31 protein-coding genes and 1 pseudogene are annotated in these 26,365 nt (G+C 63.0%); 19 read left to right on the plus strand and 13 right to left on the minus strand.

Features of this window, described 5'->3' with window-relative positions:
• Positions 1-47 precede the first annotated feature (47 nt).
• From CFE42_RS21640 to CFE42_RS21655, 4 genes are read left to right on the plus strand one after another with little or no spacing between them, the layout of a single operon-like run.
• Complete coding sequence (locus tag CFE42_RS21640; protein WP_004635010.1) at positions 48-896, plus strand: transporter substrate-binding domain-containing protein; 849 nt, start codon at positions 48-50, stop codon at positions 894-896.
• A gap of 14 nt (positions 897-910) precedes the next feature.
• Positions 911-1,693 (plus strand): amino acid ABC transporter permease, encoded by a 783-nt coding sequence (locus tag CFE42_RS21645; RefSeq protein WP_004635012.1) that lies wholly within the window; start codon positions 911-913, stop codon positions 1,691-1,693.
• Positions 1,686-2,369, plus strand: coding sequence for an amino acid ABC transporter permease (locus CFE42_RS21650; RefSeq protein ID WP_004635014.1), 684 nt, complete (start codon positions 1,686-1,688; stop codon positions 2,367-2,369). Before CFE42_RS21645 ends, CFE42_RS21650 begins: the two co-directional genes overlap by 8 nt.
• Complete coding sequence (locus tag CFE42_RS21655; RefSeq protein WP_004635016.1) at positions 2,356-3,213, plus strand: amino acid ABC transporter ATP-binding protein; 858 nt, start codon at positions 2,356-2,358, stop codon at positions 3,211-3,213. The genes CFE42_RS21650 and CFE42_RS21655 overlap by 14 nt, the downstream gene beginning before the upstream one ends.
• 10 nt (positions 3,214-3,223) lie before the next feature.
• Here CFE42_RS21655 and metC read toward each other — a convergent pair whose 3' ends face one another.
• The gene (gene metC, locus CFE42_RS21660) at positions 3,224-4,468 is read right to left on the minus strand and encodes a cystathionine beta-lyase (protein WP_004635018.1); all 1,245 of its coding nucleotides are present in this window, start codon (positions 4,466-4,468) and stop codon (positions 3,224-3,226) included.
• Positions 4,469-4,622: 154 nt separating this feature from the next.
• Here metC and CFE42_RS21665 point away from each other — a divergent pair, with 154 nt between their 5' ends.
• Complete coding sequence (locus CFE42_RS21665) at positions 4,623-5,228, plus strand: cysteine dioxygenase family protein (protein WP_004635020.1); 606 nt, start codon at positions 4,623-4,625, stop codon at positions 5,226-5,228.
• Between the two features lie 43 nt (positions 5,229-5,271).
• On the opposite strand, the gene CFE42_RS21670 is transcribed toward CFE42_RS21665, so the two are convergent.
• Entirely contained in the window at positions 5,272-6,222 is a 951-nt protein-coding gene (locus CFE42_RS21670) for a LysR family transcriptional regulator (protein ID WP_004635022.1), read from the minus strand.
• A 111-nt stretch (positions 6,223-6,333) separates the two neighbouring features.
• Between CFE42_RS21670 and pcaD the strand changes: the two genes are divergently transcribed.
• Together pcaD and CFE42_RS21680 are read left to right on the plus strand one after the other, a co-directional pair.
• The gene (gene pcaD / locus CFE42_RS21675) at positions 6,334-7,149 is read left to right on the plus strand and encodes a 3-oxoadipate enol-lactonase (RefSeq protein WP_004635024.1); all 816 of its coding nucleotides are present in this window, start codon (positions 6,334-6,336) and stop codon (positions 7,147-7,149) included.
• Between the two features lie 75 nt (positions 7,150-7,224).
• Positions 7,225-7,836: a TetR/AcrR family transcriptional regulator gene (locus tag CFE42_RS21680; protein ID WP_004635026.1), complete on the plus strand. Its 612-nt coding sequence runs from the start codon at positions 7,225-7,227 to the stop codon at positions 7,834-7,836.
• 3 nt (positions 7,837-7,839) lie between these two features.
• On the opposite strand, the gene paaE is transcribed toward CFE42_RS21680, so the two are convergent.
• The 8 genes from paaE to CFE42_RS21720 form a co-directional block, all read right to left on the minus strand.
• Entirely contained in the window at positions 7,840-8,940 is a 1,101-nt protein-coding gene (paaE, locus tag CFE42_RS21685) for a 1,2-phenylacetyl-CoA epoxidase subunit PaaE (protein ID WP_004635028.1), read from the minus strand.
• A 20-nt stretch (positions 8,941-8,960) separates the two neighbouring features.
• The gene (gene paaD / locus CFE42_RS21690; RefSeq protein ID WP_004635030.1) at positions 8,961-9,443 is read right to left on the minus strand and encodes a 1,2-phenylacetyl-CoA epoxidase subunit PaaD; all 483 of its coding nucleotides are present in this window, start codon (positions 9,441-9,443) and stop codon (positions 8,961-8,963) included.
• A gap of 23 nt (positions 9,444-9,466) precedes the next feature.
• Positions 9,467-10,267, minus strand: a complete 801-nt coding sequence (gene paaC / locus CFE42_RS21695) for a 1,2-phenylacetyl-CoA epoxidase subunit PaaC (protein WP_004635032.1) — start codon at positions 10,265-10,267, stop codon at positions 9,467-9,469.
• Positions 10,268-10,276: 9 nt separating this feature from the next.
• Positions 10,277-10,564, minus strand: a complete 288-nt coding sequence (paaB, locus tag CFE42_RS21700) for a 1,2-phenylacetyl-CoA epoxidase subunit PaaB (RefSeq protein ID WP_004635034.1) — start codon at positions 10,562-10,564, stop codon at positions 10,277-10,279.
• Positions 10,565-10,581: 17 nt separating this feature from the next.
• Positions 10,582-11,601: a 1,2-phenylacetyl-CoA epoxidase subunit PaaA gene (gene paaA / locus CFE42_RS21705; protein ID WP_004635036.1), complete on the minus strand. Its 1,020-nt coding sequence runs from the start codon at positions 11,599-11,601 to the stop codon at positions 10,582-10,584.
• Between the two features lie 166 nt (positions 11,602-11,767).
• Positions 11,768-13,216: a DHA2 family efflux MFS transporter permease subunit gene (locus CFE42_RS21710; protein WP_004635038.1), complete on the minus strand. Its 1,449-nt coding sequence runs from the start codon at positions 13,214-13,216 to the stop codon at positions 11,768-11,770.
• A gap of 426 nt (positions 13,217-13,642) precedes the next feature.
• On the minus strand, positions 13,643-14,074 hold the full coding sequence (locus CFE42_RS21715; RefSeq protein WP_004635040.1) for a VOC family protein: 432 nt from the start codon (positions 14,072-14,074) through the stop codon (positions 13,643-13,645).
• Positions 14,075-14,171: 97 nt separating this feature from the next.
• Complete coding sequence (locus CFE42_RS21720; RefSeq protein WP_004635042.1) at positions 14,172-14,603, minus strand: nuclear transport factor 2 family protein; 432 nt, start codon at positions 14,601-14,603, stop codon at positions 14,172-14,174.
• Positions 14,604-14,728: 125 nt separating this feature from the next.
• Here CFE42_RS21720 and CFE42_RS21725 point away from each other — a divergent pair, with 125 nt between their 5' ends.
• The 3 genes from CFE42_RS21725 (at position 14,729) to CFE42_RS21735 (ending at position 17,758) form a co-directional block, all read left to right on the plus strand.
• A complete protein-coding gene (locus tag CFE42_RS21725) occupies positions 14,729-15,373 on the plus strand; it encodes a TetR/AcrR family transcriptional regulator (RefSeq protein WP_004635045.1) in 645 nt (214 codons plus the stop codon).
• 154 nt (positions 15,374-15,527) lie between these two features.
• A complete protein-coding gene (locus CFE42_RS21730; RefSeq protein ID WP_004635048.1) occupies positions 15,528-16,367 on the plus strand; it encodes a hypothetical protein in 840 nt (279 codons plus the stop codon).
• Positions 16,368-16,372: 5 nt separating this feature from the next.
• Positions 16,373-17,758, plus strand: a complete 1,386-nt coding sequence (locus CFE42_RS21735) for an LLM class flavin-dependent oxidoreductase (protein WP_004635051.1) — start codon at positions 16,373-16,375, stop codon at positions 17,756-17,758.
• Positions 17,759-17,957: 199 nt separating this feature from the next.
• Here CFE42_RS21735 and CFE42_RS21740 read toward each other — a convergent pair whose 3' ends face one another.
• A complete protein-coding gene (locus tag CFE42_RS21740) occupies positions 17,958-18,368 on the minus strand; it encodes a transglutaminase family protein (RefSeq protein WP_251471320.1) in 411 nt (136 codons plus the stop codon).
• Positions 18,369-18,616: 248 nt separating this feature from the next.
• Between CFE42_RS21740 and CFE42_RS21745 the strand changes: the two genes are divergently transcribed.
• Both CFE42_RS21745 and CFE42_RS21750 read left to right on the plus strand, forming a co-directional pair.
• Positions 18,617-19,741, plus strand: coding sequence for a putative zinc-binding metallopeptidase (locus tag CFE42_RS21745; RefSeq protein WP_004635055.1), 1,125 nt, complete (start codon positions 18,617-18,619; stop codon positions 19,739-19,741).
• Between the two features lie 111 nt (positions 19,742-19,852).
• Positions 19,853-20,365, plus strand: a complete 513-nt coding sequence (locus CFE42_RS21750) for a hypothetical protein (RefSeq protein WP_004635056.1) — start codon at positions 19,853-19,855, stop codon at positions 20,363-20,365.
• Between the two features lie 54 nt (positions 20,366-20,419).
• Here the strand turns inward: CFE42_RS21750 and CFE42_RS21755 are convergent, their stop codons facing one another.
• Positions 20,420-21,373 (minus strand): chemotaxis protein, encoded by a 954-nt coding sequence (locus CFE42_RS21755; RefSeq protein ID WP_004635059.1) that lies wholly within the window; start codon positions 21,371-21,373, stop codon positions 20,420-20,422.
• Positions 21,374-21,490: 117 nt separating this feature from the next.
• Positions 21,491-22,396 (minus strand): LysR family transcriptional regulator, encoded by a 906-nt coding sequence (locus CFE42_RS21760; RefSeq protein ID WP_004635062.1) that lies wholly within the window; start codon positions 22,394-22,396, stop codon positions 21,491-21,493.
• Between the two features lie 107 nt (positions 22,397-22,503).
• On the opposite strand from CFE42_RS21760, the gene CFE42_RS21765 reads away from it, so the two are divergent.
• The 7 genes and pseudogenes from CFE42_RS21765 to CFE42_RS21795 all read left to right on the plus strand — a co-directional run.
• Complete coding sequence (locus CFE42_RS21765) at positions 22,504-23,085, plus strand: NAD-dependent epimerase/dehydratase family protein (protein WP_004635065.1); 582 nt, start codon at positions 22,504-22,506, stop codon at positions 23,083-23,085.
• 261 nt (positions 23,086-23,346) lie between these two features.
• Positions 23,347-23,721 (plus strand): hypothetical protein, encoded by a 375-nt coding sequence (locus CFE42_RS21770; protein ID WP_152458856.1) that lies wholly within the window; start codon positions 23,347-23,349, stop codon positions 23,719-23,721.
• A gap of 58 nt (positions 23,722-23,779) precedes the next feature.
• Entirely contained in the window at positions 23,780-24,208 is a 429-nt protein-coding gene (locus CFE42_RS21775) for a hypothetical protein (RefSeq protein WP_004635069.1), read from the plus strand.
• A complete protein-coding gene (locus tag CFE42_RS21780) occupies positions 24,195-24,602 on the plus strand; it encodes a helix-turn-helix transcriptional regulator (protein WP_052035699.1) in 408 nt (135 codons plus the stop codon). The genes CFE42_RS21775 and CFE42_RS21780 overlap by 14 nt, the downstream gene beginning before the upstream one ends.
• Positions 24,599-25,051 (plus strand): hypothetical protein, encoded by a 453-nt coding sequence (locus tag CFE42_RS21785; protein WP_004635073.1) that lies wholly within the window; start codon positions 24,599-24,601, stop codon positions 25,049-25,051. The genes CFE42_RS21780 and CFE42_RS21785 overlap by 4 nt, the downstream gene beginning before the upstream one ends.
• A gap of 685 nt (positions 25,052-25,736) precedes the next feature.
• Positions 25,737-26,051, plus strand: coding sequence for a DUF1153 domain-containing protein (locus CFE42_RS21790; protein WP_004637757.1), 315 nt, complete (start codon positions 25,737-25,739; stop codon positions 26,049-26,051).
• Positions 26,052-26,056: 5 nt separating this feature from the next.
• A pseudogene (locus CFE42_RS21795) lies at positions 26,057-26,365 on the plus strand (IS3 family transposase); the annotation flags it as partial.

Genomic DNA, 26,365 nt, shown 5'->3' on the forward strand with positions numbered 1-26,365 from the left:
CGGGCTTCTCGGACAATGGCTGCTTCAGAAACAATCTGTCGCGTGCCATGTCCGCCCCTTCTTCCTCGTTCCGCCGATCCGTCTTCGCTTCCGTCGCGTTGGCAGCGGCCGCCGCGTTCAGTGCAACAGCGGCACATGCTGATGCCACGCTCGACAAGATCCAGCAGCGCAAGAAGCTTGTCGTGGGCGTGGTGCTGTCGGGCGGGCCATTCGGCTCCATCGACCCCGTCACGCAACGCGGCACGGGCTTCAACGTCGACCTTGCACAGGCACTCGGGCGCGGGCTTGGCGTGGAAGTGGAGACGGTGCAGGTGCAACCTTCCAACCGCGTGCAATTTCTGCAGCAGGGCCGTGTTGACGTGCTGGTTGCGGCGATGGAGCTGAACCCCGAACGCGCGGACCTGCTCGCTCACGTGCCGACACCCTACTACCGCGTGGGCGGCGTGGCGTTGGTCCCCAAGGACAGCCCGGTGCACCAGTGGAGCGACCTGAAAGGTAAAGACGTTTGCCTGTCCCAAGGCAGCAGCTATGCCAAGCCGCTGGCAGCCGACATCGGTGCCACGCCGAAGGGTTTCAAGAGCCCGGCCGAGTCCTTGCTGGCCCTGCGCGGCAACAACTGCGCTGCCGCCGTGCACGACGCCACGCTGCTGCAGCCGCTGCCGCGCAGCAACCCCGAATGGAAGGACTACCGCATCGTCGGCCCGGACCTCATCCCTTCGCCCACCGTCATCTGGGCGCGCAAGGGCGAGAACGACACCGTGGCCGCCCTCGACCGCATCGTCCAGGGCTGGCACCGCACCGGCTGGCTGATCGAGACGGAGAGGAAGAACGGCATCCTGCCGCCTTCGCCCGCGCTGGTCGAATGGCATGACAAGCTGAAGGCCACGCGCGGCTGATCGAGAGGCTGCAGTTGACTGACGATCTGCTCACGCGCGCGATTGCGCTGATGCGCCACGCCGGCCTCGACTACGGCTTTCTGGCCGAGGCGTATGAGCGCCATGCGCTGCTGCAAGGCGCGAAGGTTTCGCTGCTGGTGATGCTGAGCACCGTGGTGTTGAGCCTGGTCTTTGGTGTCGGGCTTGCACGGCTGCTGGTGTCGCCGCACAAGCGCGTGAGGTGGCTGGCTCAGGGCTTTATCGAACTGACGCGCAACACGCCCACGCTCGTGCAGCTGTGCTGCGCCTTTCTCGTCGTCAACACGCTCATCACGCAGACGCTGGCGCAGTGGCAGTGGACCAACCCGCTCACGCCGTTCTTCTGGGCGGTGACGTTGCTCTCGCTACACAAGGCGGCTTTTCATGCGGAAGCCCTGCGTGCCGGCATTGAAGCCGTGCCGCCCGCCATGCTGGAAGCCGCAACCTCGCTCGGCTTCAGCGCACGCGAGCGCCTGTGGCGCGTGCAATTGCCGCTCGCGCTTCGCGCTGCATGGCCCTCGCTGATGAACAACACCGTGGAGCTGGTGAAGGCATCGTCTCTGGCGTCCGCCATTGCGGTGGGCGACATCACGTATAGCGCGCTGATGATCTGGACACAGCGCGACAACGTGCTCGAATGCATGGTGCTGTTGCTGCTGTTCTATGGCGTGGTCACCTATGCCGTGCATGCGTTGGGCGTGTGGATCGAACGCCGGCTCCAGATGCCAGGTTACGGCGCCGCTGGCCACACGACCTTGGGAGGCGCCGCTCATGCCTGACACCCTTCTCGCCACGCTTTTGCATTGGTCACCCGCATTGCTGCGGGGGCTGGGCATCAACGTCGGTATCAGCTTGCTGGCCGTCGGGCTGGGCACACTGGTCGGGCTGGCCATCGGCGCGCTGCATCTGTCGTCGGTACGCGGGCTAAGGCAGCTCGCCGGCGGTTATGTCGTCGCATTTCGCAATGCGCCTTGGCTTGTGCTGGTCTATGGCATTGCGTACGCCGTGCCCTTCGAAATTGTCGTGCGCGGCCACGTGATCCCGTTTCCGGATTGGCTCAAGGTGACGTTCGCGCTCGCATTGCCGGCAAGTGCTCATGTGGCGGAAATCTTCCGTGGCGCGGTGCAGTCGATCCCGCATACGCAGTGGGAAGCCGCTGCGTCGTTGGCATTTACGCGGCGGGACATCCTGTGGCGCATCGTGCTGCCGCAGTGCGTGCAGCGCATGCTGCCTTCGTGGATGAACCTGTATGCCGTCATCACCATGGGCACGGCCCTGGCGTCTCTGGTCGGCGTGCACGATCTGCTCGACACCGCCCAGATCGCCAGCAACACGGTCAACCGCACGCCGTTTACGGTGCTGACCTACTTCACCGTGCTCGCCTTGTTCTTCCTCTACTGCTACCCGATTTCGCGCCTGACCCGGCGCATGGAGCGCGCGCATGTCGCTGCCTGATCTTCTTCCTCTCGATGCATCTACGCCGGTTGCCCCACCGCTTGTCTCACTCCGCGACGTGCATCTGAGTTTCGGCATCACGCCGGTGTTGTCGGGCATCAACCTCGACGTGCAGCGCGGCCAAGCCGTGTCGATCATCGGGCCGTCGGGCTCGGGCAAGTCGACGCTCCTGCGCTGCATCAGCGGTTTGCTTCGGCCGCAGCGCGGCAGCATCACCGTGGACGGCATCCGCGTCGACCAGCTCAACACCGAAGAAGACACCATTGCCCTGCGCAAGCGCATCGGCTTTGTGTTCCAGCAATACAACCTGTTTCCGCACCTGAGCGTGCTCGACAACCTCGTCGCCGCCCCCGTGCGCGTGCTCGGCAAAGCGCGTTCAGAGGCTGAAGCCACCGCACATGCGCTGCTCAAGAAAGTGGGCCTGGCAGACAAGGCGCGCGCATACCCCGGACAGCTCTCGGGCGGCCAGCAACAGCGCGTAGCCATTGCCCGCGCGCTGGCCATGAAACCGGAACTGATCTTGTTCGATGAAGTGACGTCCGCGCTCGATCCAGAAACGGTGGGGGAAGTGCTCAACGTCATCGGCGAATTGGTCGACGATGGCTTGACCTGCGTGCTGGTCACGCACGAAATGGCCTTCGCGCGGGCGATCAGCGACGAGGTGGTGTTCACGGAACACGGCGTCGTGGTGGAACGTGGCTCGGCAGAACAGGTTTTTTCCTCTCCGACGAGCGACCGCACACGTGCATTCCTGTCGCGCGCGCTTTCGGGTCATGCAGGTGCGCGGCCCCTCCTGCATGCGGCATGGCACGCTGCTTTCACCAGCGCGACGTTTGCCGTCTGACCTTCGACCTTCAACCGCCAATCGCGTGCAGCGCGGCTACGGGCGCGTGCTGCAGCGCCTGCTCCAGATCAGCAATCAGGTCATCGGCATCTTCCAGACCGACATGCAAGCGCAGCACAGCGCCAGCTTGATCCCATTGCGCGTGGTCAGCCAACCTTTCGGGCGCAACCACGGTGACGAGGCTTTCGTACCCGCCCCACGACGCGCCAATCGCGAACAGCTGCAAGGCATCGGCAACCCGTTCTGCGGCGTACTGATCCGCGCCTTCCAGCACGAATGAAACGAGCCCGTTGGCGCCCGAGAAGTCCCGCTGCCACAGCACGTGGCCCGGGTCACCCGGCAATGCCGGATAGAACACCCGCCCAACGCCCGGCTGCGCCTGCAGCCACTGCGCCACACGCGTGGCATTGCGCTGGTGCTGGGCCATGCGCACCGGCAACGTGCGCACGCCGCGCAGCGCCAGGTAAGCATCATCGGCGCCGATCGTGAGACCGAGCACATCATGTGCGGCGGCAATACGCACCGCCACGGCATCGGTGCGGGCAACGACCGCACCCAGCATCACATCGGAATGACCGGCTACGTACTTGGTGGCGGCAAGGATGGAGATGTCCGCCCCCGCATCGAGCGGCCGGAAGAGAATGCCAGATGCCCACGTATTGTCCGTCGCCAGCAAGACGCCGTGCCGCTGCGCTACTCGGGCAATGGCACGCAAGTCATAGATTTCATAGAGCAGCGACCCCGGCGATTCCGTATAGATCAGCCGTGTGTGCGGGCGGATGGCGGCTTCGAGCTGCCCGTCGCGCGGGTCCACATAGGTCAGTTCAATGCCCAGGCGCTGCAGCAGACCTGTGTCGAGCCGGCGTACGGGCGCATACACGCTGTCGGTCACGACCACGTGGTCGCCAGGCGACAACAGCGCCAGGAACGTCAGCGAAATCGCCGACAAGCCCGATGGCACAAGGAACACACGCACACCGCCCTCAAGGGCCAGCAGCGCATCTTCCAGCGCGCGGTGTGTTTGTGAACCGTGGCGGCCGTAGCTCGCGATGTTCTCGCCGGCCTTGCGGCGCGCGTGGACATCATGCTGAGCGGCAGTGCTGGCATGGCGGACGGTGCTGGTGCGCTCCACCGGCACGTTGACCGGCGCAGTGCCCTCCACAAACGGCGGGCTGCCTGCGTGGATGATGCGTGTTGCAAGAGAATTCGAGGCATTCGGCGCATTGGAACGGGCGTCGATGGAAGAGCGTGTCATGCAGGCCTCGCGCGTTTCTGAAGGCGCCCATGTTAGGCACGCCACCCCGCGCCCGAGAACGAACCGATGCGTCTAACCATATGCAGGATGCTGCGTTGGTCGTGCGCTGCCGGCGCCCTACACTGAGTGCTTCACCGATCCGCTTTGAGCTGCCATGAGCCTCGCCCAGCAACGCGACCACGCCGTCCGCCAGACCCTCGTCGCCATCCGCGCCATTGCCGCGCAAGATGGCATTACGCAGGCATCGCTTGCGCGCATTGCCGATCGTCTGCATGAACTTGCCGCGCAGGAAGCGCTGTTCCCGCTCGATGCCTTCCCGCCGCCCGCAGCGGGCGATGCCGATGCCTCCAGCCGTTACCTGCTGCACGTGGAGCCCGACCAGACCTTCGCGCTGTACCTGAACTCCATCAACCCTGGCAAGACCACGCCGCCGCACAACCACACCACGTGGGCGGTCATCGTCGCGCTCGAAGGTGAAGAGTTGAACCGCGTCTACACACGCACCGACAACGGCCGCGACCCCGAGCGCGCCACACTGGCCCTGTCGCGCGAAGTCGTGGTACAGCCGGGCACGCCCATCACGTTCCTCGACGACGACATCCACAGCATCCACGTGCTGGGCAACACACCCACCCGCCACTTCCACCTGTATGGTCGCGCGCTGGAAACGCTGACAGGGCGCGTCGGCTATGACCTCGCCACGGGCCGTGTGCTCAACTACAACCGCAACTACATGAACGCGACGAAGCAGGCCGCTTGACCGTCCACCTCAAGCCGGGACGGCCGGCCTGCGTCTCAGCGGGTTATGTCCGCTGTCGGCTGGCCGCACCCGTTTGACGCGGCATGCGACCCAACGCCGGCTTCAGCACCGGCGCACGGTGCCCTAGAAAATCCCACAGCCGATTGGCGACTGGCCCATGCGGCTGATCGCGCCGGCGCGCGACCACCAGCTCCTGCACCATGCCGGGAAAATGGCGCCCCGCAATCGACAGCAACGTCCCCTCGCGCAGCTCCGTCTCGATCAGGAAACGCGGCAGATGCCCCCACGCCATGCCGTGGAGAATCAGCTCTTTCTTCATCAATTGGTCAGGCGCGGCGCACTGCGGCGCACCGTCGATGACGTAATGGAATTGCTCCGGCGGGTTCCGCGCGGAATCGTTGATGACGCACTGCATGAAGCGCTGCATCTGCTGAGGCGTGATGGCCGACGTGATGGCGAACGGCAAAAACCCCGGCGCCACCACCGGCACCATGGCGATCTTGCCAAGGTCGATCCACTCCATGCGCACGTCGCCTTTCGGCACACGGTGGACGATCAGGTCCGCATCGTCTTCCAGCAAGCGCTCCCACGGCCCGGTGACGGCTTCGAACAGCAATTGCAGCCGCGTCTGCGGACACTGGCCGAAGAACGCGCTGAGCAGCGCGAGCACTGGCTGGAGCGGGCACAGGTCGCCCAGCACCACGCGCAACTCGGCCTCCTCGCCCATCGCGAGCTGTTTTGCGTGGGTCCGTAACTCCTCGCTCTCACGCAGCAAAGACTGCACCTTGCGATGAAACGACTGCCCCGCTTCCGTCAAGCGCACGCGATAACCGGTGCGGTCCAGCAGGCTCAAACCCAACTGTCCTTCCAGCTTGGCGACCGCCGCAAAGACCGACGGGTGCGAGCGATGCAACCGCTCGGCCGCGGCCTGAAAGCTGCCGCCGGTCACCACCGCGTCGAAGCACTGCAGCTCATGAAGCGTGAAGTTCTGCATTGTCGACGAAACCTACAAAGTTGTTCGAAACTTCATAGTATCCACGAACCCCACCGGCTTCTAGGATGACGACATCCCAATCGTTTCAACCGTCTTTCCCAGGAGCCCAACATGACCACCCGCAACGACCTCTCCTTCATCACCACCGGTGACGGGGCACGCCTTGCCTATCGCTTTGATGGCACAGCCGGCAAGCCTGTCCTGCTGCTGTCCAACTCCATCGGCACCGACCTGCACATGTGGGACGTGAGCGTGCCGAGCCTGGCCGAGCACTTTCACGTGCTGCGCTACGACGCGCGCGGCCATGGTGCTTCGGATGCCCCTGCTGGTGCGTATTCAATGGACCGGCTCGGCCGTGACGTGGTGGAGCTGCTTGATACGCTGGGCATCGAGCGTGTGCATATGCTGGGGTTGTCGCTCGGCGGCATCGTGGCGCAGTGGCTGGCGATCCATGTGCCGGAACGCATCGACCGGCTGATCCTCTCCAACACCGCCGCGCATATCGGCCCGACGCAGTATTTTGATCAGGCCATCGCCGAACTGAATCGGGCACCCGACATGCACGCGACGACGGAAACGTTCCTGCGCAACTGGTTTCCGGCGCGCATGCTCGAAGCCAACGACCCCGCCGTTGAGCCGTTCCGCCGCACGCTGCTGGCAACGCCGCGCGAAGGCATCATCGGCGGCTGGGCGGCCGTGCGCGATGCCGACCTGCGCCGCACGATTACGCTCATCACGCATCCGACGCTCGTCATTGCCGGTCAGCACGACACCGTGACGTCTGCCCGCCATGGCGAGGAAATTGCCGCCGCTATTCCAGGCGCGCAACTGTGCCTGCTGGACACCGTGCACCTCGCCAATGTCGAGCTGCCGGACGCGTTTCTTGAAGCCGTGCTGGATTTCCTGGGCGTGCACGAAACCGTCTGATGCGTCGACGCAGCATCGACACACGGCAACGCAGCCGGTTAACATGGCAGCCATCCAACCGATGTGCCGCCCGCCATGTCCCGCGTCAAGAACGAAGACGAATTCGAGTTGCGCCGCGAAAGCGTGCTCGACACCGCCGCCGAAGCCTTTGCGGCCGACAGCTACCCGAGCGTGTCGATGAACCAGCTTGCCGCTGCGTGCGGCGGATCCAAATCGCGCCTGTATCACTACTACGAAGGCAAGGAAGCCATTCTGTTCGACCTGCTCGACCGCTACACGCGGCGGCTGGCCGACCTGGTTGAACGCGCCGAGAGCGACGCGCGCCACGCCAAGCTCTCGGCACGCGCCACGCTGCATCTGCTGATCCGCACGTTCCTGGCCGAATACGCCACGTCGCGTACGCGGCATGTGGCCTTGCTCAATGATGTGAAATACCTGGCGCCAGAGCAGCGCGACATCGTGCTCGCGCGCGAGCGAGACGTGGTGGCCGCGGTGGGCCGACAGCTCGGGGCGGCTTACCCGAGCAAGGTGGACGAGGCCAACCGCACGCCCATCACGATGATGTTGTTCGGCATGATGAACTGGACGTTCACCTGGCTCAAACCCGACGGCCCGCTTTCCTATGAGGGCTATGCGGAAATGGTGATCGACATGCTGGAGAACGGGCTCGGCGGCAAGAAGAGCTGACGTTCAACGCTCGTCGTAGCTGACCACCACGCGCTGCGTGAGCGGGCGCGCCTGGCAGGTCAGCACAAACCCCTGCTGGATCTCCCAGTCTTCCAGCGTGAAATTCTTGTCCATCTCTACGCGGCCTTCCAGCACCTTGGCGCGGCACGTACAGCACACGCCGCCCTTGCACGCATAAGGCAGATCCAGCCCCGCGTTCAACGCACTGTCGAGCACCTTGGCGTCGCCTGCCATCGGCACCTCGTGCGATTTGCCGTCGAGCACAACGGTGAGCGCCACCTCGCCCGCCACGGCACCATGCTTGCGCGGCTTGGCCGTTGCCGACACATCGCCCACCGGCACGCCAAAGCGCTCCGCATGCACACGCTCTCGCGGCACGCCGCGCTCAAGCAGCGCGGCTTCCACCGCATCGATCATCGTCGACGGGCCGCAGATGAAAGCGGCATCGATATCGTCGGGCGGGATCAGCGCATCCAGAAATGCATGGGCCTTGGCGCCATCAAGCCGCCCGTTGAACAACGCAATCTCCTGCGCCTGACGCGACAACACGTGATACAGCGCGAAGCGATCGAGGTAGCGGTCCTTCAGGTCTTCGAGTGCTTCACCAAAGATGATGCTGTCGACGCTGCGGTTGCCGTAGACCAGCGTGAAGCGGCTCTGCGGCTCCGCCGCGAGCGTGGTCTTGATGAGCGACAGGATGGGTGTGATGCCGCTGCCGGCCGCAAAGGCGACGTAGTGGCGAGCGCTTTCGGCGGCGAGCGGCACATAGAAGCGCCCATCCGGCGGCAGCACATCAAGCGTCTGGCCCACGCGGATGCGGTCGTGCAGGTGGTTGGAGAAGACCCCCGCATCGACACGCTTGACGGCCACCCGCAACTCGCCGTGCGCGTCGTAGTCCTGTACGGCGCAGCAAATCGAATACGAGCGCCGCAGTTCTTCGTGCCCTGGCAGTTGGCCGGACGGCACGCGCAACGTCAGGAACTGGCCCTGCGTAAATCGGTATGCATCCCGCAGGTCATTCGGCACATCGAAGCGCACGGAAATCGTATCGGCCGTCTCGCCGCGCACTTCGGCAACACGCAAGGGGTGGAATTGCGGGGTCATGGCGGTCGTGCCCGGTGGGCTTAGTAAGGCTTGAAGTAGTCGAACGGCTCGCGGCACGCGCGGCAGCGATACAGCGCTTTGCAGGCAGTTGAGCCGAAGGCGGAAATGAGCGCCGTATCGTGCGATCCGCATTGCGGGCAGGCGATGTGTTCACCCTGCGCGGGGCGCGTAAGACGAATCGGCCGGGCCCCATCCACTTCGGCCACATGCGCCGGCGGCGCAATACCAAAGTCGCGCAATTTGCGCTGCCCTTCCGCGGTGATCCAATCCGTCGTCCATGCCGGCGACAGCACTGAACGCACCCGATACGCCCCTACGTCTGCCGCTTGCAAGGTACGGCTCACATCATCGGCAATCTGTTCCATGGCCGGGCAGCCGGAATAGGTGGGCGTGATCGTTGCCACCAGGGTGCCGTCTTCGTCGAGCTGCACATCGCGCAGGATGCCAAGCTCAGCGATCGTGACCACGGGAATCTCCGGATCGGTTACCGCTTCGAGCGCCATGCGTGCCCGCTCCAACCGCCCGCTTACCACGATGCCCCCGGATACTGGCGCGCCAATCCCTGCATTTCGGCCAGCAGATAGCCCATATGTTCGGAGTGCACGCCGTGCTTGCCGGTGCTGACATAGGGACCCGACTCCGGCCATCTCAGCGTGGCCTCATCCAGCGCGTCACGCACCGTGGTTTCCCACGCGTCGCGCAGGTCTGCCGGACGCACGCCGATGCCGGACGCCGCTACGGCCGTTTCCACGTCGTCCGTGGCGAAGTATTCGTTGGTGTATGGCACCAGCCAATCGAGCGCGGCCTGCGCACGCGCGTGCGATTCCTCGGTGCCATCACCGAAGCGCACGAGCCAGTCGCGCGTATGGGCGAAGTGGTAGCGCATCTCCTTCACCGACTTGGCGGCAATGGCGGCCAGCTCTGCGTCGGTCGAACGCGTCAATGCTTCCCACAGCGGCACCATCAACGCGGCGTACAGGAAGTGGCGGACCATGGTGACGGCGTAGTCGCGCGTGGCTGCCGACGTCGCGACCAATGGGCCGGCATGCGGCAGCTCGAGCAGCGTGTAGTTACGGAAAGCGGGCTCGGCGCGCCAGTAGGCGTAGTCGTCCTCCGTACGCGGCGTACCGGTGAGCCTGCCTTCGATCTGCCCCGCGTGCGCGTAGAGCAACCGTGCCTGGCCGATCAGGTCAAGACTCAGGTTGGACAGTGCGATGTCTTCTTCCAGCACGGGGCCGTGGCCCGTCCATTCCGCGTTGCGCTGGCCGAGGATGAGTGCGTTGTCGGCCAGACGAAGGATGTATTGCAGATGCGCGTCGGAAGTCATGACCGCGGCTCACATGTGGTTGACTTCATCGGGCAGCCGGTAGAACGTCGGGTGCCGATAGATCTTGTCGGCCATCGGGTCGAACAGCATGGGCTTGTCGTCGGGCTCGCTGGCGGTGATGGCCGCCGACGGCACCACCCAGATCGAGACGCCTTCCTGCCGGCGCGTGTAGACATCACGCGCCATCTGCAGCGCTTGCTTGGCGTCCACCGCGTGCAGGCTGCCGCAATGCTTGTGCTCCAGGCCCTGCTTGCTGCGGATGAACACTTCCCACAGCGGCCATTCGTGTTGATGCATGGTGGGTTCCTTCCGGTTCAGGCAGCTTGTTGATTGGCGGCGGCGCGTTCAGCCTGCTTGCGCGCGTAAGCCAGCGCGGCTTCGCGCACCCACTCGCCTTCTTCGTGTGCACGCTTGCGGGTGGCAAGGCGCTCGCGGTTGCACGGGCCGTGACCATCGAGCACGCGTTTGAATTCGGACCAATCGAGCGGCGAGAAATCGTAATGGCCGCGCGCTTCGTTCCACGTGAGGCCGGGGTCGGGCAGCGTCACGCCGAGCACGCGCGCCTGCTCGACGGTGGCATCGACAAAACGCTGTCGCAGATCGTCGTTCGAAATGCGCTTGATGCCCCAGGCCATGGTCTGCGCGCTGTTGGGCGATGCGGTGTCGGGCGGTCCGAACATCATCAGCACCGGAAACCACCAGCGGTTGACGGCTTCCTGCACCATGTCGCGCTGCGCCTGCGTGCCGCCCATCATCGTCAACAACGATTCATAGCCCTGACGCTGGTGAAACGACTCTTCCTTGCAGATGCGGATCATGGCGCGCGCATACGGGCCGTAAGAGCAACGGCAAAGCGGCACCTGGTTCATGATGGCCGCGCCATCGACCAGCCAGCCGATCACGCCCACGTCTGCCCAGGACAGCGTCGGGTAATTGAAGATCGACGAATACTTCGCCCGGCCTTCGTGCAGCGCGTCGATCATCTCGTCGCGCGAGCTGCCGAGCGTTTCAGCGGCGGAATAGAGATAGAGACCGTGACCCGCTTCATCCTGCACCTTGGCCAGAAGGATGGCCTTGCGCTTGAGCGACGGCGCGCGGCTGATCCAGTTGCCCTCGGGCAGCATGCCGACCACCTCGGAGTGCGCGTGCTGCGAAATCTGCCGCAGCAGCGTCTTGCGGTACGGCGCCGGCATCCAGTCCTGCGGCTCGATCTTGTGGTCGGCCCCGATGCGTGCATCGAAGCGCGCCTGCAAATCGGCTTCGCCTTGAGAGGCGGCGGCCAGTTCCTGCTCCGTCGGCAAACCGCCGGGCTGGTCGAGGCTTTGGGTGTACATGCGATCCTCCGGCCGCTTGCGCGGCATGTGCACGGCACGTCATGCGCACCGTGTTTTGGATGGATCGATTATAAACCGTCCGACCGGTCGGTCAATAACGGTTTTCACCGCATGCCTCGTGTGAGACATGCGGTGCGCCCTGCTCCTCAGGCTCCTTTTCTGTGACTCAGATTGGCGCTGCCGACGAGGCTTCGCCCTGCCCGGCTCCTTGCGTGCGCGTGCGCACAAACACGCCCGCCAGCACCGAACCCAGCACGGCGGCAACTGCCCCCAGCAGGAACGCGAGGTGATAGCCGCCATTGAGTGCCGTCGTAGCATCGGCCCCTGCCGCAGCCAGACCTTCAGTGCGCGCGGCAGCCAGACTTGCCAGGATGGCTAGGCCCAACGCGCCGCCCATCATGAACGACGTGTTGACCACGCCGGACGCCAGGCCGGATTCATCAGGCGCCACATCGCTCATGGCGGCCAGCAGCACCGGGTTGAACGCCACACCGGCGCCCAAGCCGAGCAACAGCATGCCGGGCAGCACGTCGAGCACAAAGCTGCCGCCCGCGGGCGCGCGTGCAAACAGCACCAGCCCAATGCCTGCCACCAGCAAACCCACCGACAGCGGCGCGCGAATGCCAAAGCGCATCACCAGCTTGGCCGACAACCCCAGCGAGAACACCGCCATGATGATGTTGGCCGGCAGAAAGGCCAGCCCGACCTGCATCGCGCTGTAGTCGAGCACCCGCTGCATGTACAGCGCCGAGATGAAGAACCATGCGAACATCGCTGCCGCCCATAGCACGCCCACCACGTTGGCCGTGGCCACGTTGCGCAGCGCAAACATGTGCAGCGGCATCAGCGGATGCGACACGCGCGATTCGATGACCAGGAACGCGATCATCAACGCAATGGCAATGCCCAGCTGCGTCAGCGTTTGCGTGGATGTCCAACCGGCTTCGTTGCCGTGCACGACGGCGTACACCGCGAGCATCAGCGATGCGGTCACGGCAATCGCGCCTGCCACGTCCAGCTTTGTTCGATCGGCCAACGGCTTGCCCACCGGCAGCAACGCCACACAGGCGGCATACACCGCCACGCCAATCGGCAGATTGACCAGAAAGATCCAGTGCCAGCTCAGCGTGCTCGTCAGCAGGCCACCGAGCAATACGCCGATGCTGCCGCCGCCCGCACAGACAAAGCCGTAGATGCCCATTGCCTTGGCGCGGTCCGCCGGCGAAGTGAACAGATTCATGATCAGCGACAGCGACACCGCCGACACCACCGCGCCGCCCAGCCCCTGCACGGCGCGCGCGGTAATCAGCAGCCCTTGCGAATTTGCCAGCCCGCATGCGGCCGATGCCAGCGTGAACAGCGTGAGGCCCAGCAGGAACAGCTTGCGATGCCCGAACAGATCACCCAATCGCCCGCCGAGCAACAGGCAGCCGCCAAACGTGAGCATGTAGGCGTTGACCACCCATACGAGCGAGGTTTCGGTAAAGCCCAGGTCTGCCTGGATGGACGGCAGCGCAACGTTCACGATGGTCGTATCCAGCACGATCATCAGCACGCCCAGGCAGAGCACGATGAGGGCAAGCCAACGCTTGCGTTCGTCAATGCCATGCGTCATGGAATCACTCCTATGCTTGGCTGCTGCGCCCGGATGTCGCTCAGGATTGCGCAGCCGATTTGAGGTTGGCGAGACCGGCTTCAAAGTCCTCGCCGATCATCGCGTCCATACTGAAAAAACGCCCGTCAGCTTGGCGATGTGCCCAACACAGCGGTAATCGCGACGACGATGACGATCGCAATGATTCAGCATGAAGAACGCTCCAACAGAATGGGGCAGCAGGTGAATGGACGCCTTTGCGCAGGCCATGCAAAGGGTCGCGGCGAGAACAGCCGACCGTCACCCAGGGGGTGGTTTCGTTGATATTGGTAAGGCCCCGGTGACCGCGCAGTCTAGCACCGGGCCACGGCCCTGCGCCAAGGCAGGCCGACTACGAGTTTGCGTAGAACGGCCACCGTGCGGCGGCCGTTTTCATACGCACGGCCATTACATCGGCTTGGGTGCGATCACCATCCACGTGATGCCAAAACGATCGGTCACCATGCCGAATGCGTGGGCGAAAAACGTTTCGGACATCGGCATCGTGACGTGGCCGCCGTCGCCGAGCGCCTTGAAGGTACGCTCGGCAGCGGCGTTGTCGGCCACGCTCACGGACAACCCGAAACCCTTGAAATCCGGTTTGCCGCCGGCCATGCCGTCAGACGCCAGGATCTGGGTGTCGCCCACGCGGAAGGCGGCGTGCATCACCTTGTCGAGCGGGGGCGCCATGCCGCCACATTGCTCGGCAGTGGGCTGCGCATCCTTGGGCGCGTCCTTGTAGTGCATCACCACATCGACCTTGGCGCTGAGCGTCTTCTTGTAGAACTCCAGCGCCTCTTCGCAACGACCTTCGAAGAACAGATACGGTTGAACTTGCATCACAACTCCTTGGGGTGGACTCGGGGGACTGCAAAACCGCGCACCGGGTAACTTGAACACGCGGGTGGGGAAAGCGTTTGCTCGCCTTTCGTTGGACTCAATTGCAAGCGCTCTCGGGTACCGGCATCGGAACCGAGGCGTGTTCATGAACCACCAGCCAGCGCCCATCGATCTTGCGAAAGCACACGGTGGCGCGCGTTTGCGCATCGTGCTTTGCACCGTCTCGATACCGCGCACGCAGACGGTTCACGCTGAAGCAATAGGCCAGATCGCCGCTCACCTCGAGGTGCAATTCAACGAACTGGAAATCCGCCTGGCCATCCAGCGCATCGAACCAACCCTGCCAGTTACGGCGATACGCCTCTGCGCCTTTGACAAACAACGGCGGCATGACGTCAAAGACCACCACATCCGGCGCGTAGTGACGCATTACGGCATCGATGTCCTTGGCGCGAACGGCTTCTGCCCACGCTTCAATCAGGCTGCGCAGCTGCGATGCATCGCCCGCGGCATCGCTTGCGTTTGTCATATCGACCTCCTGAAAGTGCTTGGCATCCTGCGGGGCAGCGCCTAGTGTTGATTTGTGAACACTGTCCACAAACGATAGCAGACATAATGAACAGTGTCCACATCGCTTTTGCGGAGTTTCATCGCATGACCCAGGAACCACCCCGCCCGCCCGTGCGCGCAACGTATCGCCATGGCGACTTGCGGCGCGCGCTGCTTGACGCAGGCATTGAGCTGGCACGTGCCGGCGGGCCGGAGGCCATCGTGTTGCGCGAGGCCACGCGCCGTGCAGGCGTCGCGCCAAATGCCGCCTATCGTCACTTCGCGGGGCGGCTCGATTTGCTGCAGGCGGTACGCGCAGCGTCACTCGCGGCGCTGGCCCGCGCCATGGAGGCCGAGTTGGATGCAATCGATCCCACTTGGCCGGCAGACGCACAAGCACGTGCTTCACTGCGCGCCATCGGTGTGGGTTACCTGCGTTTTGCGCAAATGGAGACCGGCTTGTTCCGCACCGCCTTCGCCGTGCCCGATGAGGTGGAAAACGACGCCGACCCAGCCAAGGCAGGCGATAGCGGACTCAACCCGTTTCAGTTGTTGAGCCTCGCGCTGGATCGCATGACCGCCGCAGGCGTCTTGCCCGCCGAGCGCCGCCCCGGGGCCGAATACCTCGCCTGGTCTGCCGTGCATGGGCTGGCGCTGCTCATCATCGACGGGCCCCTGCGCAGCCGCCCGCCGGAGCAAACCGGCGCCATCGCCCTGCGCGTGGTCGAAATGGTGGAGAACGGCCTCTAAAGCGCGCCATGTGCGTGCAGCGTCTGACGACATGCGCAACGCTTCGTTTGCCAGCGCAAGCTTCAATGCAACGATGACAGCCTCGCTGCACCCGCTCACCCGGCCGGTGCATGCCCCATCAACCGGAGTGACCCTCCGCGACGAGGATGTCAGCATGACCCAAGCCCATCTCGAAACGACAGCCACCGCCCACACGCGCTACGGCGCGGCGCTGGAAAAAGACCTGTTCGACCGCGTTGCCGCCGTGCATGCGCCGCACCTGCCGCCGGCGCGCACGGAACCGCCGCGCGACGCACAGACGGCGGAAGAACTGGAAGGCGTGATCGACTACGCAGTGTGGAACGCCGCGCACGACCTGTTCATCGTGCAACTGGCGAGCGCGGGGTTGGACCGGCTCTTTCGCAATGAGCCCGATTTTCAGCTCGCACTGTCGCGCCAGATTGGCGATGACGGTTTTCACGCAGTGGCCTCGCGCGAGCGCATTCGCGTGCTGTCGGGGCACGATCAGATCGAGCGCATCGCGCGGGAAGTGCGCCACCACTGGGATGTCCTTGGCGATTACCCGCTGACAAGCCAGGCCGCCTTTCTCGCGTGGGAATTCCACTACGAGCATCACATCCTCGCGCGGCTGCAGGTCAACCGGCGCACGTCGCGCGTGCTCGATCTTGCCAACCGCGACTTTGCCGAGAACCGCATCATGCCGGACGAGGAGGTGCACCGCATCCTCATCACCGAGTGGTGGCACCGCAAGCTCGATGCGGCATCGGACGGCGAGCGCGAGCAGCTCGTGGGTCAAGTGCTCGAAGCCGACGACAAGCTGCAGGTGCTGCTCGGTGATTACCTGCGCGAATCGTGGGCGTTGAACGAACGCGCAGCCGGCATCGACACGCGCAACTACGTGCCGCTGTACGACGCATGGCGGCGCGAGATTCTGGGCGTATTGCTGCAACGCTCTGCCGACGCCCTGCCGTCCCTCACCAGCCTCGGCACCTGACCGCGATGTCCAAGAAATCGATCCTGCTCAACGCGTTCAACATGAACTGCGTGGGCCACATCAACCACGGGCTGTGGACCCATCCGCGCGATACGTCGGCCGACTACCGCAAGCTCAGCTATTGGACCGACCTCGCCAAGCTGCTGGAACGGGGCTTGTTCGACGGTCTGTTCATCGCCGATATCGTGGGCGTGTACGACGTCTATCAGCAGTCTGCCGACCTGACGCTGCGCGAGTCGATCCAACTGCCGGTGAATGATCCGTTGATGCTGGTGTCCGCCATGGCTGGCGTGACGGAACATCTCGGCTTTGGCCTGACCGTCAACCTGACCTATGAGGCGCCGTACCTGTTTGCGCGGCGCTTCTCCACGCTCGACCACCTGACCGACGGCCGGATCGGCTGGAACATCGTCACGGGCTATCTGGACAGCGCTGCGCGCGCCATGGGCCTGCGCGAGCAGATTGCACACGACGAGCGTTACGACCGCGCCGATGAGTTTCTCGACGTGGTCTACCAACTCTGGGAAGGCAGCTGGGAAGACGATGCGGTGCTGGGCGATCGTGCCGCACGCGTGTTTGCACGGCCCGACAAGGTGCACCGCATCCGGCATCACGGCCGCTATTACGACGTGGAGGGCTACCACCTGAGCGAGCCGTCTCCGCAACGCACGCCGGTGCTGTTTCAGGCGGGCTCGTCCGCGCGCGGGCAGACCTTTGCCGGGCAGCATGCGGAGTGCGTGTTCCTGTCGGGCCAGAGCCAATCGGCCACGCGCGATCAGGTGGCGCAGTTGCGTCAGGCTGCCGTGCAGGCCGGGCGCCGGGCGGATGACGTCAAAGTCTTCATGGGCATCACCGTCGTGGTCGACAAGACGGAAAAACTTGCACGCGAAAAACTCGCCGAATACCAACGCTATGCCAGCGCGGAAGCCGGTCTTGCGCATTTCTCGGCGGGCTCCGGCGTCGACTATTCGACCTATGCGTTGGACGATCCGCTGCGTGCAGTGAAGACGAATGCGATCGAGTCATCCATCCGCCGCGCCACCGGCGGCGACACGCAGTTCACGGTGCGGCGCTTGCTCGACCAACTTGCCTTGGGTGGCCGATACGCCACGATTGTCGGTGACCCGCAGCAGGTAGCCGACGCGCTGCAGCAGTGGATGGATGTGACCGACATCGACGGCTTCAACCTGGCGCGCACGGTCACGCCGGAAAGCTATGCGGACTTCATCGACCTGGTGGTGCCGGAGTTGCAGAACCGCGGTGTCTACAAGACCGCGTATGCGCCGGGCACCATGCGTCGCAAGCTGTTTGGTACCGACCGTCTGCCGGACGCCCACCCGGGCGCGCAACGGCGGCGGCAACCCGCACAGGAGCTGGTGGGCCACCCCTAAGCGCTGGTCGTGGGCGTCCCCAGCATCTGTTGATCGCGCTTCCACGCACAGCGCGGTGCGATGGACCCAAGAGGCGGATTCGCTGTGCGCCGGGATACGGGCATTGATGGCCGAGCCGGTACCGCGTGCGGCCGATGCGGCCTTCGCTGCCGCTGCAGCTGCCGCGCCGGCAGACTCTCCCTGGTGTTGCATGCGCAGCTCAGCCGGCGTACGCAGCGGTGCGCTGGGGGGGGGCGAACGGATCGTGCGCATGCTGATACGGGTAGTCGCTCTTGCTGACCCACGGCAGCGAGTCGAGCGGCAGGCGATAGCCCATCGGCGAATCGCCCGGAATCAGATACATGCGTTCATCGCGGAAGAACCATGGGCCGGTCACCCAGTGCGCGCCCTCTCGCGTCTTATGCGGAAACACCAGCCGCGCCTGGTAATTGGCAAACGCGTCCTGCTGCCAGTTGATGAAATGCTCGGCCGGCTCCGCCCGCATGGAATACGAATGGACGGGCGTGCGGCAGTGCGGCGACGGCCGCAGGCGCACCACCTGCGGCGACAACTCGACGAGCCGGTCATAGCGATCATGGGTAACGTGGTTCAGCGCGACTCGGATCGACACGCGGACTCCCCGGTGGCTCGTAATGGCGTGCCGGTGCCGTGCCGGCGGGCGGGCGGTTCAAGCAAGGTTCATGCCGTTTGTGCGGCAACCCCCGCTCGGGGCGACGAGCCATCGTGCCACGCGCGCACGGCCGTGCGTATGACACGCCAATGCGGTACAACGCTTGCTGGAAAGCTGTCCGCCGCCACGCCACCATCCTGGTTGGGAAGCACCCCGAAAGCCAGCCCTTGCCCTGCTCTTGGACCGCCATGAAAACGTTCCACTGCAACCGTTGCCAGCAACTCGTATTCTTTGAAAACGTCTTGTGCGAGCGCTGCAACGCCCTGCTCGGCTACCTGCCTGACGTGGGCGAGATCAGCGCATTTGAACCTGCCGACGAGCCCACTGAGACAGCGGAGACGGGGGAGACGGTGGAGACAGCAAAGGCCACGGACAAGCGCTGGCGCAGCCTTCACCCCGAGGCACAACGCCAGCGCTACCGCCAATGCCACAACTACGCGGTCGAAAACGTCTGCAACTGGATGATCCCGGCCGATTCGCCTGACACGCTGTGTCGCGCCTGCCAGTTCACCGAAACGATCCCCGACCTGACCGTGCCGGAAAACCGGTTCTATTGGTACAAGATGGAGGTGGCCAAGCGCCGACTGCTCTATACGCTCATGAAGCTGGGCCTGCCACTGGAATCGCGGCAGGAGAACCCCGAGACGGGGTTGAAGTTCGCGTTTCTCGCAAGCAAGGAAGACAGCGCGCCCGTCATGACCGGCCACAACCACGGCCGCATCACGCTCAACATTGCCGAAGCCGATGATGCCGCGCGCGAAAAAGCCCGTACCGAGCTGCGCGAGCCCTATCGCACGCTGCTTGGCCACTTCCGCCACGAATCCGGGCATTACTTCTTCGACCGCCTGATTGCCGGCAAGCCGATGTGGGAAGCCGCGTTCCGCGAGCGCTTTGGCGATGACCGCGCCAGCTATGCCGACGCCCTCAAGACCTATTACGACAATGGCCCGCCGGCGGACTGGGCACAGCACTACATCAGCGCCTACGCCACCATGCACCCATGGGAAGACTGGGCCGAAACCTGGGCGCACTACCTGCACATGGTCGACGCGCTGGACACCGCCGTGTCATACGGCCTGGCATTGCTGCCCGACCATCCACAAGAGCCCGAACTGACCGACCAGACCCCAGTGGAAGAAGCCAGCTTCAACAACCTGATGAGCCGCTGGTTTCCGCTCACCTACGTGCTCAACAGCCTCAATCGCAGTTTGGGTCAGCCCGATGGCTACCCATTCACGCTGGCATCCCCCGTGATCGACAAGCTGCGTTTCGTGCACCGCGTCATCGCTGCCTCCGCCCAGAAACCCGGTTGATCGCACCAATGTTGTGCGGCACAGGCGCCAGTTTGGATCGATGGAATATTTCGGGCGGCCGCGCGGTTTACCATCCGTAAGGTCAATCCCAGCATCCCCCCGGAGAACGCCATGCCAAAACGACTCAGCAGATGGATCAGCCTGACGGCACTCGCCCTTTGCGCGTGTGCCTCGCTCAACCCTGTGCAGACAGCGCAAAAGATGATCGGCCAGCCGGAAAGTGCTGTGCGAGAAACCTTTGGCGCACCCACCGAGACCTATCAGCTTGCGGATGGCACGCACCGCTGGATTTACTCCAAGCAGCCGCTCGGGCACGAGGTGTATGCCGCCGATTTTGACGCCAACGGCAAGCTCACCAACTATCGGCAAATGCTGACGGAGAAGGAAATCTACGAGGCGCGCCCGGGTGTGTGGACCAAACGCGATGTGCTCGAGCGCTTCGGCACACCGAAAGAGCCGACGCAGTACTACCCGCTGATGAAGCGGGAGGCGTGGTCATACCGGATGTACGTCGCCGGGACTCAGCAGGCGCACTTCAACGCCCTGTTTGACGACAACGGCGTGCTCGATCGCACCATGATCGTCGTCGACCCGCTTGGCGGGGACCACCACAGCCGCAAGTAATACAGAGCCCGGCGACGCATTGCACGTCGCCCGGCCCCATGCCTGGCTCAGTGCTTAACCCAGCGCAGAAGCAATAGCCTGCGCGAGCTCGTTGGCTTCAAACTTGGCCACGTAGCCGTTGGCGCCGACGCGGCGCACGTGGTCTTCATTGGCCGAGCCCGACAGCGACGAGTGAATCACCACCGGAATCGACTGGAACGCCGGCTCGGTTTTGATCTTGCGGGTGAGCGTGAATCCGTCCATCTCGGGCATTTCCAGATCGGTCAACACCAGCGCAATCTTGTCGCGCACGGTCTTGCCTTCGCGGGCGGCATCGCGTGCGATGTTCTGCAGGGTATCCCAGGCTTCCTGGCCGCTCTTGGTCATGACGTACGGCGTGCCCATCGCCTCCAGGCCGTTGGCGATCAGCGAGCGCGCGAGGCCCGAGTCATCCGCCACCAGCAGCTTGGCACCCGGCGGCAGCTTGATCGGGCGCTCGTCATTGTCGGGCGCCAGATCGGTGCGGCGGGTCGGGAACACGTCCACCAGAATCTGTTCGACGTCGATCACCTGCGCCAGACGCGAGTTATCAGCGTTGCCGTCCAGGCGCGCCAGGCTGGTGATATTGCTGCTGCCCACGCTCGCCTCGGCCGGGAAGATCTGGCTCCATTCCAGGCGCACGATTTCGTCCACTTCTTCCACCGCAAAGCCTTGGGTGGTACGCGCGTATTCGGTAATCAGCAGGATGTTGGCGTTACCGTTCTTGGTGCCGATCACGCTGGCGAGGTCGATCACGGGAATGATCTGGCCGCGCACGTTGACCGCACCCAGGATATGGGCGCCGGCGTCCGCCACATGCGTCACAGGCGGCATGACCATGATCTCGCGCACCTTGAACACATTAATGCCGAACATCTCGCGCTGATTGGAGCGCGCAGATTCGCCCAGGCGGAACAGCAGCAGCTCAAAGCGGTTGTTGTTCGTCAGATTGGTCCGTTCATCGACTTCGTGCTGCGAATGCTGTGACATCGCGTCTTCCCCCGTTCATGCACACGTTATGTGGCGGTAAACGGCAGGGCGTTAGGCAACTTGAAGGCGTTTTGCGAATGTGAAGGCCGTGCCCTTCCAGCGTGGGGGAACAGCCGCCTAGGCAATCTTCACATGGGCGACCAGGAAATCCAGAAACGCCCGCACGCGCGCCGGCAGATGCGCGCCCTGGCCAACATAGACGGCATGGATGTCTTCGGCCTCGCCGGGGTTGTAATCCTCCAGGACGGGAACGAGTCGACCCGCCTCCAGATCGGCGCGCACCTGAAACTCGGCCAGGCGCGCCAAGCCCAGCCCGGCAACCGCCACGGCACGCAGCGCCTCGCCATCGCTGATCTGCGTGTTGCCCTGCGGTATGAACTCGGTGCGGCGACCGCGCTTGATAAAGGGCCAGGCATTCATTGCCCGCACATAGCTGAACGCCAGGCAGTTGTGGTTCGTTAAATCAGCCGGCGTGCGTGGCGTCCCGGCGCGCGCCAGATAGGCCGGCGACGCGACCACCATCAAGCGCGTGTGTCCCAGCTTGCGCGCCACCAGACGTGAACTCTTCAGCGGGCCACTGCGCAGCGCAACATCGGTGCGGTCTTCCAGCAGATCGACCACTCGATCCGTGAGCGCAATGTCGAGCGACACCTCCGGATGGCACGCCAGAAACGCCGGCACGATCGGCAGCAGCAAGTGCGTGCCGACTGGCACATTTGAATTGATGCGCAACCGCCCTGCGGGCTGTGCACCGGCGGAAGCCGCGCGCTCCGCCTCGTCCAGATCGGCCAGCACCGTCACGCTGCGTTCATAGAACGCCATGCCCTCGGGCGTGAGTTGGAAGCGCCGCGTGGATCGGTTCACCAACCGCGCACCGAGGCGAGCCTCCAGCCGTGCCACCAGCTTGCTCACCGCCGACGGCGTCATCCGGCAAGCGCGCGCCGCAGCAGAGAAGCCGCCCTCCTCCACGACCCGAACAAAGACTTCCATCTCGCCAAAGCGATTGACATCGAGCCGCGACATTGTGATTTCAATTCATAGATGTTGTTCTTACAGGCAGTCTATCGCACAGATCCGAGCGTTCTCATACTGGTGGTCATTGCTGATTCGTACTTCAACCCAACTCCAACATGACTGCACAGGACAAAGTCGCGCTCGTCGTGGGCGCGCAGGGCGTGATCGGCCGCAACCTGATCGAGTACCTCGCCACATTGGACGACTGGCGCATCGTGGGCCTGTCGCGTCGCGGTGGAGCATCGACAGAGCGCATCCAGCACATCGCCGTCGACCTGCTCGACGCGGCCGACACGTGCATCAAGCTCGGCGCACTTGGCAGCGTCACCCACCTCTTCTACGCCGCCTATCAGGACCGTGCGACCTGGGCTGAGCTGGTGCCGCCCAACCTCACCATGCTGACCAACGTGGTCGACGCCATCGAAGCCGCATCGTCCAACCTCGTGCACATCAGCCTGATGCAGGGCTACAAAGTCTACGGCGGCCACCTCGGGCCGTTCAAAACGCCCGCGCGCGAAACCGATGCGCACTTCATGCCGCCCGAATTCATGTTCGATCAGCAAACCTTCCTGCAAGCGCGCCAGCGGGGCAAGGCATGGACATGGTCCGCCATTCGCCCGTCAGTGGTGGGCGGCTTTGCGCTCGGCAATCCCTTACTCCGTTTCCGCCGCGAACCGTTGCGGGACAAGGCTCTGTAGGATATCGGGGAAGGGTAATTTCTTGGTAACCTATGGGTAATCTCATTACCTTTGTAGAGAGGCATCTCTCGCCTTCCTTGAACCTATAAGAATCAAGGACTTACCAGGGGATTACCTATTCGATTACCCCACATTACCTTCTACGGGTAATCCGAAAAGTGGTGCCAAATCAAATAGATACGTTGCTTTTTGGGATCGGATTACGGAAATTACCTTTTCCCGATGCCGGTCCCAGACCACAAGAACAACTTGGGGGTAGGAGTGGAAGTCCTGGAATACGGACCGCAAGCTTGGTACTTGCTCAGAGAGGGGCGGCACCTGTACCTCGACGTCAACTGCAGTCACAGCTTTGTCGGCTACAACTTCACGATGCAGCTCAACAGCGATGAGGCGGCGAAGTACCGTCGGCGAGGGCGCGTGTACGTGGATGAACTGGCACAGGCTATCCAGTACTCAGCGCCCGGAGTCTCTGGAAATTGTTCGCGTTACAAGGACAGACTTGTGGCACCGCAGGCCGCCGCCCGCGTCAATGAGGCTATCAAGCTGTGTGATGGGAAGGTGACCCGATTCCTGCGCTGCGCGAAGAGCCACGAATCTCTCTCGCACCCGCGTCAAAGCGGCGCATGCGAGCCGTAAGCTGTCGTTACGTGCCTGGAAGACACAGCCCTGTTGCGCTCATACACTAAAATGTATAATGTTCAGACTGATCGTTCACGCCTCTGCCCAGGCTGACCTTGCAGACATCGAGAAAGAGAGTCAGGAAGACCACGATTTTTTGGTGGTGCTTCTTGAGGAGATCGGACTCGATCGCAGCCTGTTAGAGCACTTTGCGGAAGATGGGGAATGGACCGGACGGTCTCTCACCGTGGATGTGACGCCTTTTATACATCTCCAGCGGCAAAAGTTTGACCTATGGCGAATCAAGACATTCTTGGCTGACGGAAGGACGTTCCCCTACCGCATCCTCTACGCCGTTCACAATCTCAAATTCGACTACTACGTCTTCGCCATCATGAGACGTGACCCGGGTAGCGACTATGAAAATGATCCTCAACTCATCAAACGGCTTCGTGACGTCTACATGGAGCTCGGACTCCCCTTCGTCTCTGGTGACCACAGATAACGAAACATCGACGGTCGAACTGAGCACGGCTGTCACTGTCAGTGCATCTTATGTTGCCCCTGTAGAGGTAAGCGGCAAGTCGATCGACGACTTAGTCAGCACTATTCAGCAACAAGAGGGTGGCGAGGCTAGGCTGCAACGTGCGAGGCAGCGGCTGTCATCCATGCTCGCCGCGAAGCAGCCCCAAAGCATTCGTACCATGAGATTGAATGCCGGACTATCACAGACCCAGCTTGCTGAATTGACCGGGCTCTCGCAGCCGCAAATCGCGACAATAGAACGCCCTAACAGCAATCCCACCATTGATACTTTAAAGAAAATCGCCGAAGCGCTAGGCGTCCGTGTCTCCGCCGTCGTCGCGCAATGGGACAACGCAGTTGCGGAGGAAAAATGACTGCTCCTTTCCTATATGGAATTTATTGCGACGACATTCGGCAGGAAGTGGGCAATAAATTGACTTTTGTGGGAATTTATAGCGGGGGCGAATTGATTTTTCCCATACCTTTCCCCGCAGTTATTCCGAAGCTCTGTGTGGTTGCGACGTTTGTTTATCCGAAGAGCGAGCCGCCCCGGGAGATTGAGTTCAAGGTCTCACTTGAGGGAAACGAAGTTGCGCGGGCTATGGTCCAGCCTCCGCCGGATCATCAGAGATCGATCTTCGATGGTGTAGAGGATGGGTACCCAAGGCGAGCAACGATTCAAGCAAGCTTCTTTCTCTCGCCGCTTACCATTGAAAAGGAATCGATCCTTCGACTGGAGGCAAACGTGGACGGGACTCGCTTTTTTGGGCCGCGTTTACTCCTGCAATCGCAGCCAGCGAAGGACACTTCTGGGCCGCAGTGACCAACCCAAGCGGTAGCACGGCACGGAAGATTGATTGAGTGAGGGTGGTTCCCACTAACTCCAAAATTTCACCGCACTACCAAAGATAACTGCGACTCTGACGCGTTAATTTGACGGGCCTTATGGCTCGTTTTTCATGGGCTGAGTGCTGCCGCTGGTGATCTTGTGTTGCCCCCGATGCTCCACGCAAGTACACGTGGACGCGCCAAATGAAAAATGGACCGGCCAGTGGTCCGCCTTTTAGGGATAGTCCCCCTCCCGCCGCATCTCCTCCAGCTCGTCCACGCAGGCGTCGCAAAGCTGCTCATTCAGCGGGTACGGCATTCGATATGGTGTCAAGGGCACGCGACAGCATGCACATAACACCAGATCGCCGGGCCGAGGCTTTTCATCAGTCCTTTCAAGGTCGTTACTGCGATCTGTCGCCATGGTCTGCATGCTCCTTTCCCGCCCATTGTCGCCTAGACGAGAACGCTCGACGACCGGGCCTCAGTGGACTATGCGGCTGACCGCTCAGGTGCATAAGCCAAGCGCACAAATCCGCAAAACTCCCCCGCACCCCAAAACGCCCTGCCGCCCCAAGCTGCAGGCCGCTGTCGGCCACTCTTGCACCTGCAAAAAAGCCACTCGATGAAGTGTAATGACCCAGTGAAAACCTGCTCACGTCACAATGGAAGAAAAGACGATGAGCACGAAGATGGAAGAAGACATCAAGCGGTGGACGGCCAAGCGCAAGAGCGCGTTGGTGCTGGACATCATTCAGGGCAAGACGACAGTGGCAGAGGCCAGCCGCGCCTATGACCTGTCGCCCTCCGAGGTCGAGGGTTGGGTGGATGACGGCAAGCGCGGCATGGAGAATGCGCTGCGGGCCAACCCGCTGGACCTGAAAGATCAGTACGAGCGGCAGATCAAGGACCTGCAGGAAGCGTACGGCGAAGCCATGCTGGAGTTGCGCGCAAGAAAAAAATTGCAGTCCCTGCTGGGCGAGGACGACAAGTGATCGAGATGATCCGCCAGGGACTGCAGGCTGACGGCATTACCGTCTCGATCTCGAAGCTGTGCCGGTGGTTTAACGTACCGCGTCGCAGCGTGTATTACCGGCCAGTCAAGGCAGAGCCGAAGGTCCAGGCCCGCTTCGCGGAGCCGATCAAGGCGATGATCGAAGAGTCGCCGTCGTTCGGTTACCGTACCGTCGCGTATCTGCTGGGGTTCAATAAGAACACCGTGCAGCGCATCTTCCAGCTCATGGGTTGGCAGGTTCGCAAACGTCCCGTCGGCTTCCGGCCGCGCATTCAAGCGATGCCGTCAGTGGCT

Source organism: Ralstonia sp. PBBBR1 (assembly GCF_002256165.1).
GTDB classification, from domain to species: domain Bacteria; phylum Pseudomonadota; class Gammaproteobacteria; order Burkholderiales; family Burkholderiaceae; genus Ralstonia; species Ralstonia thomasii.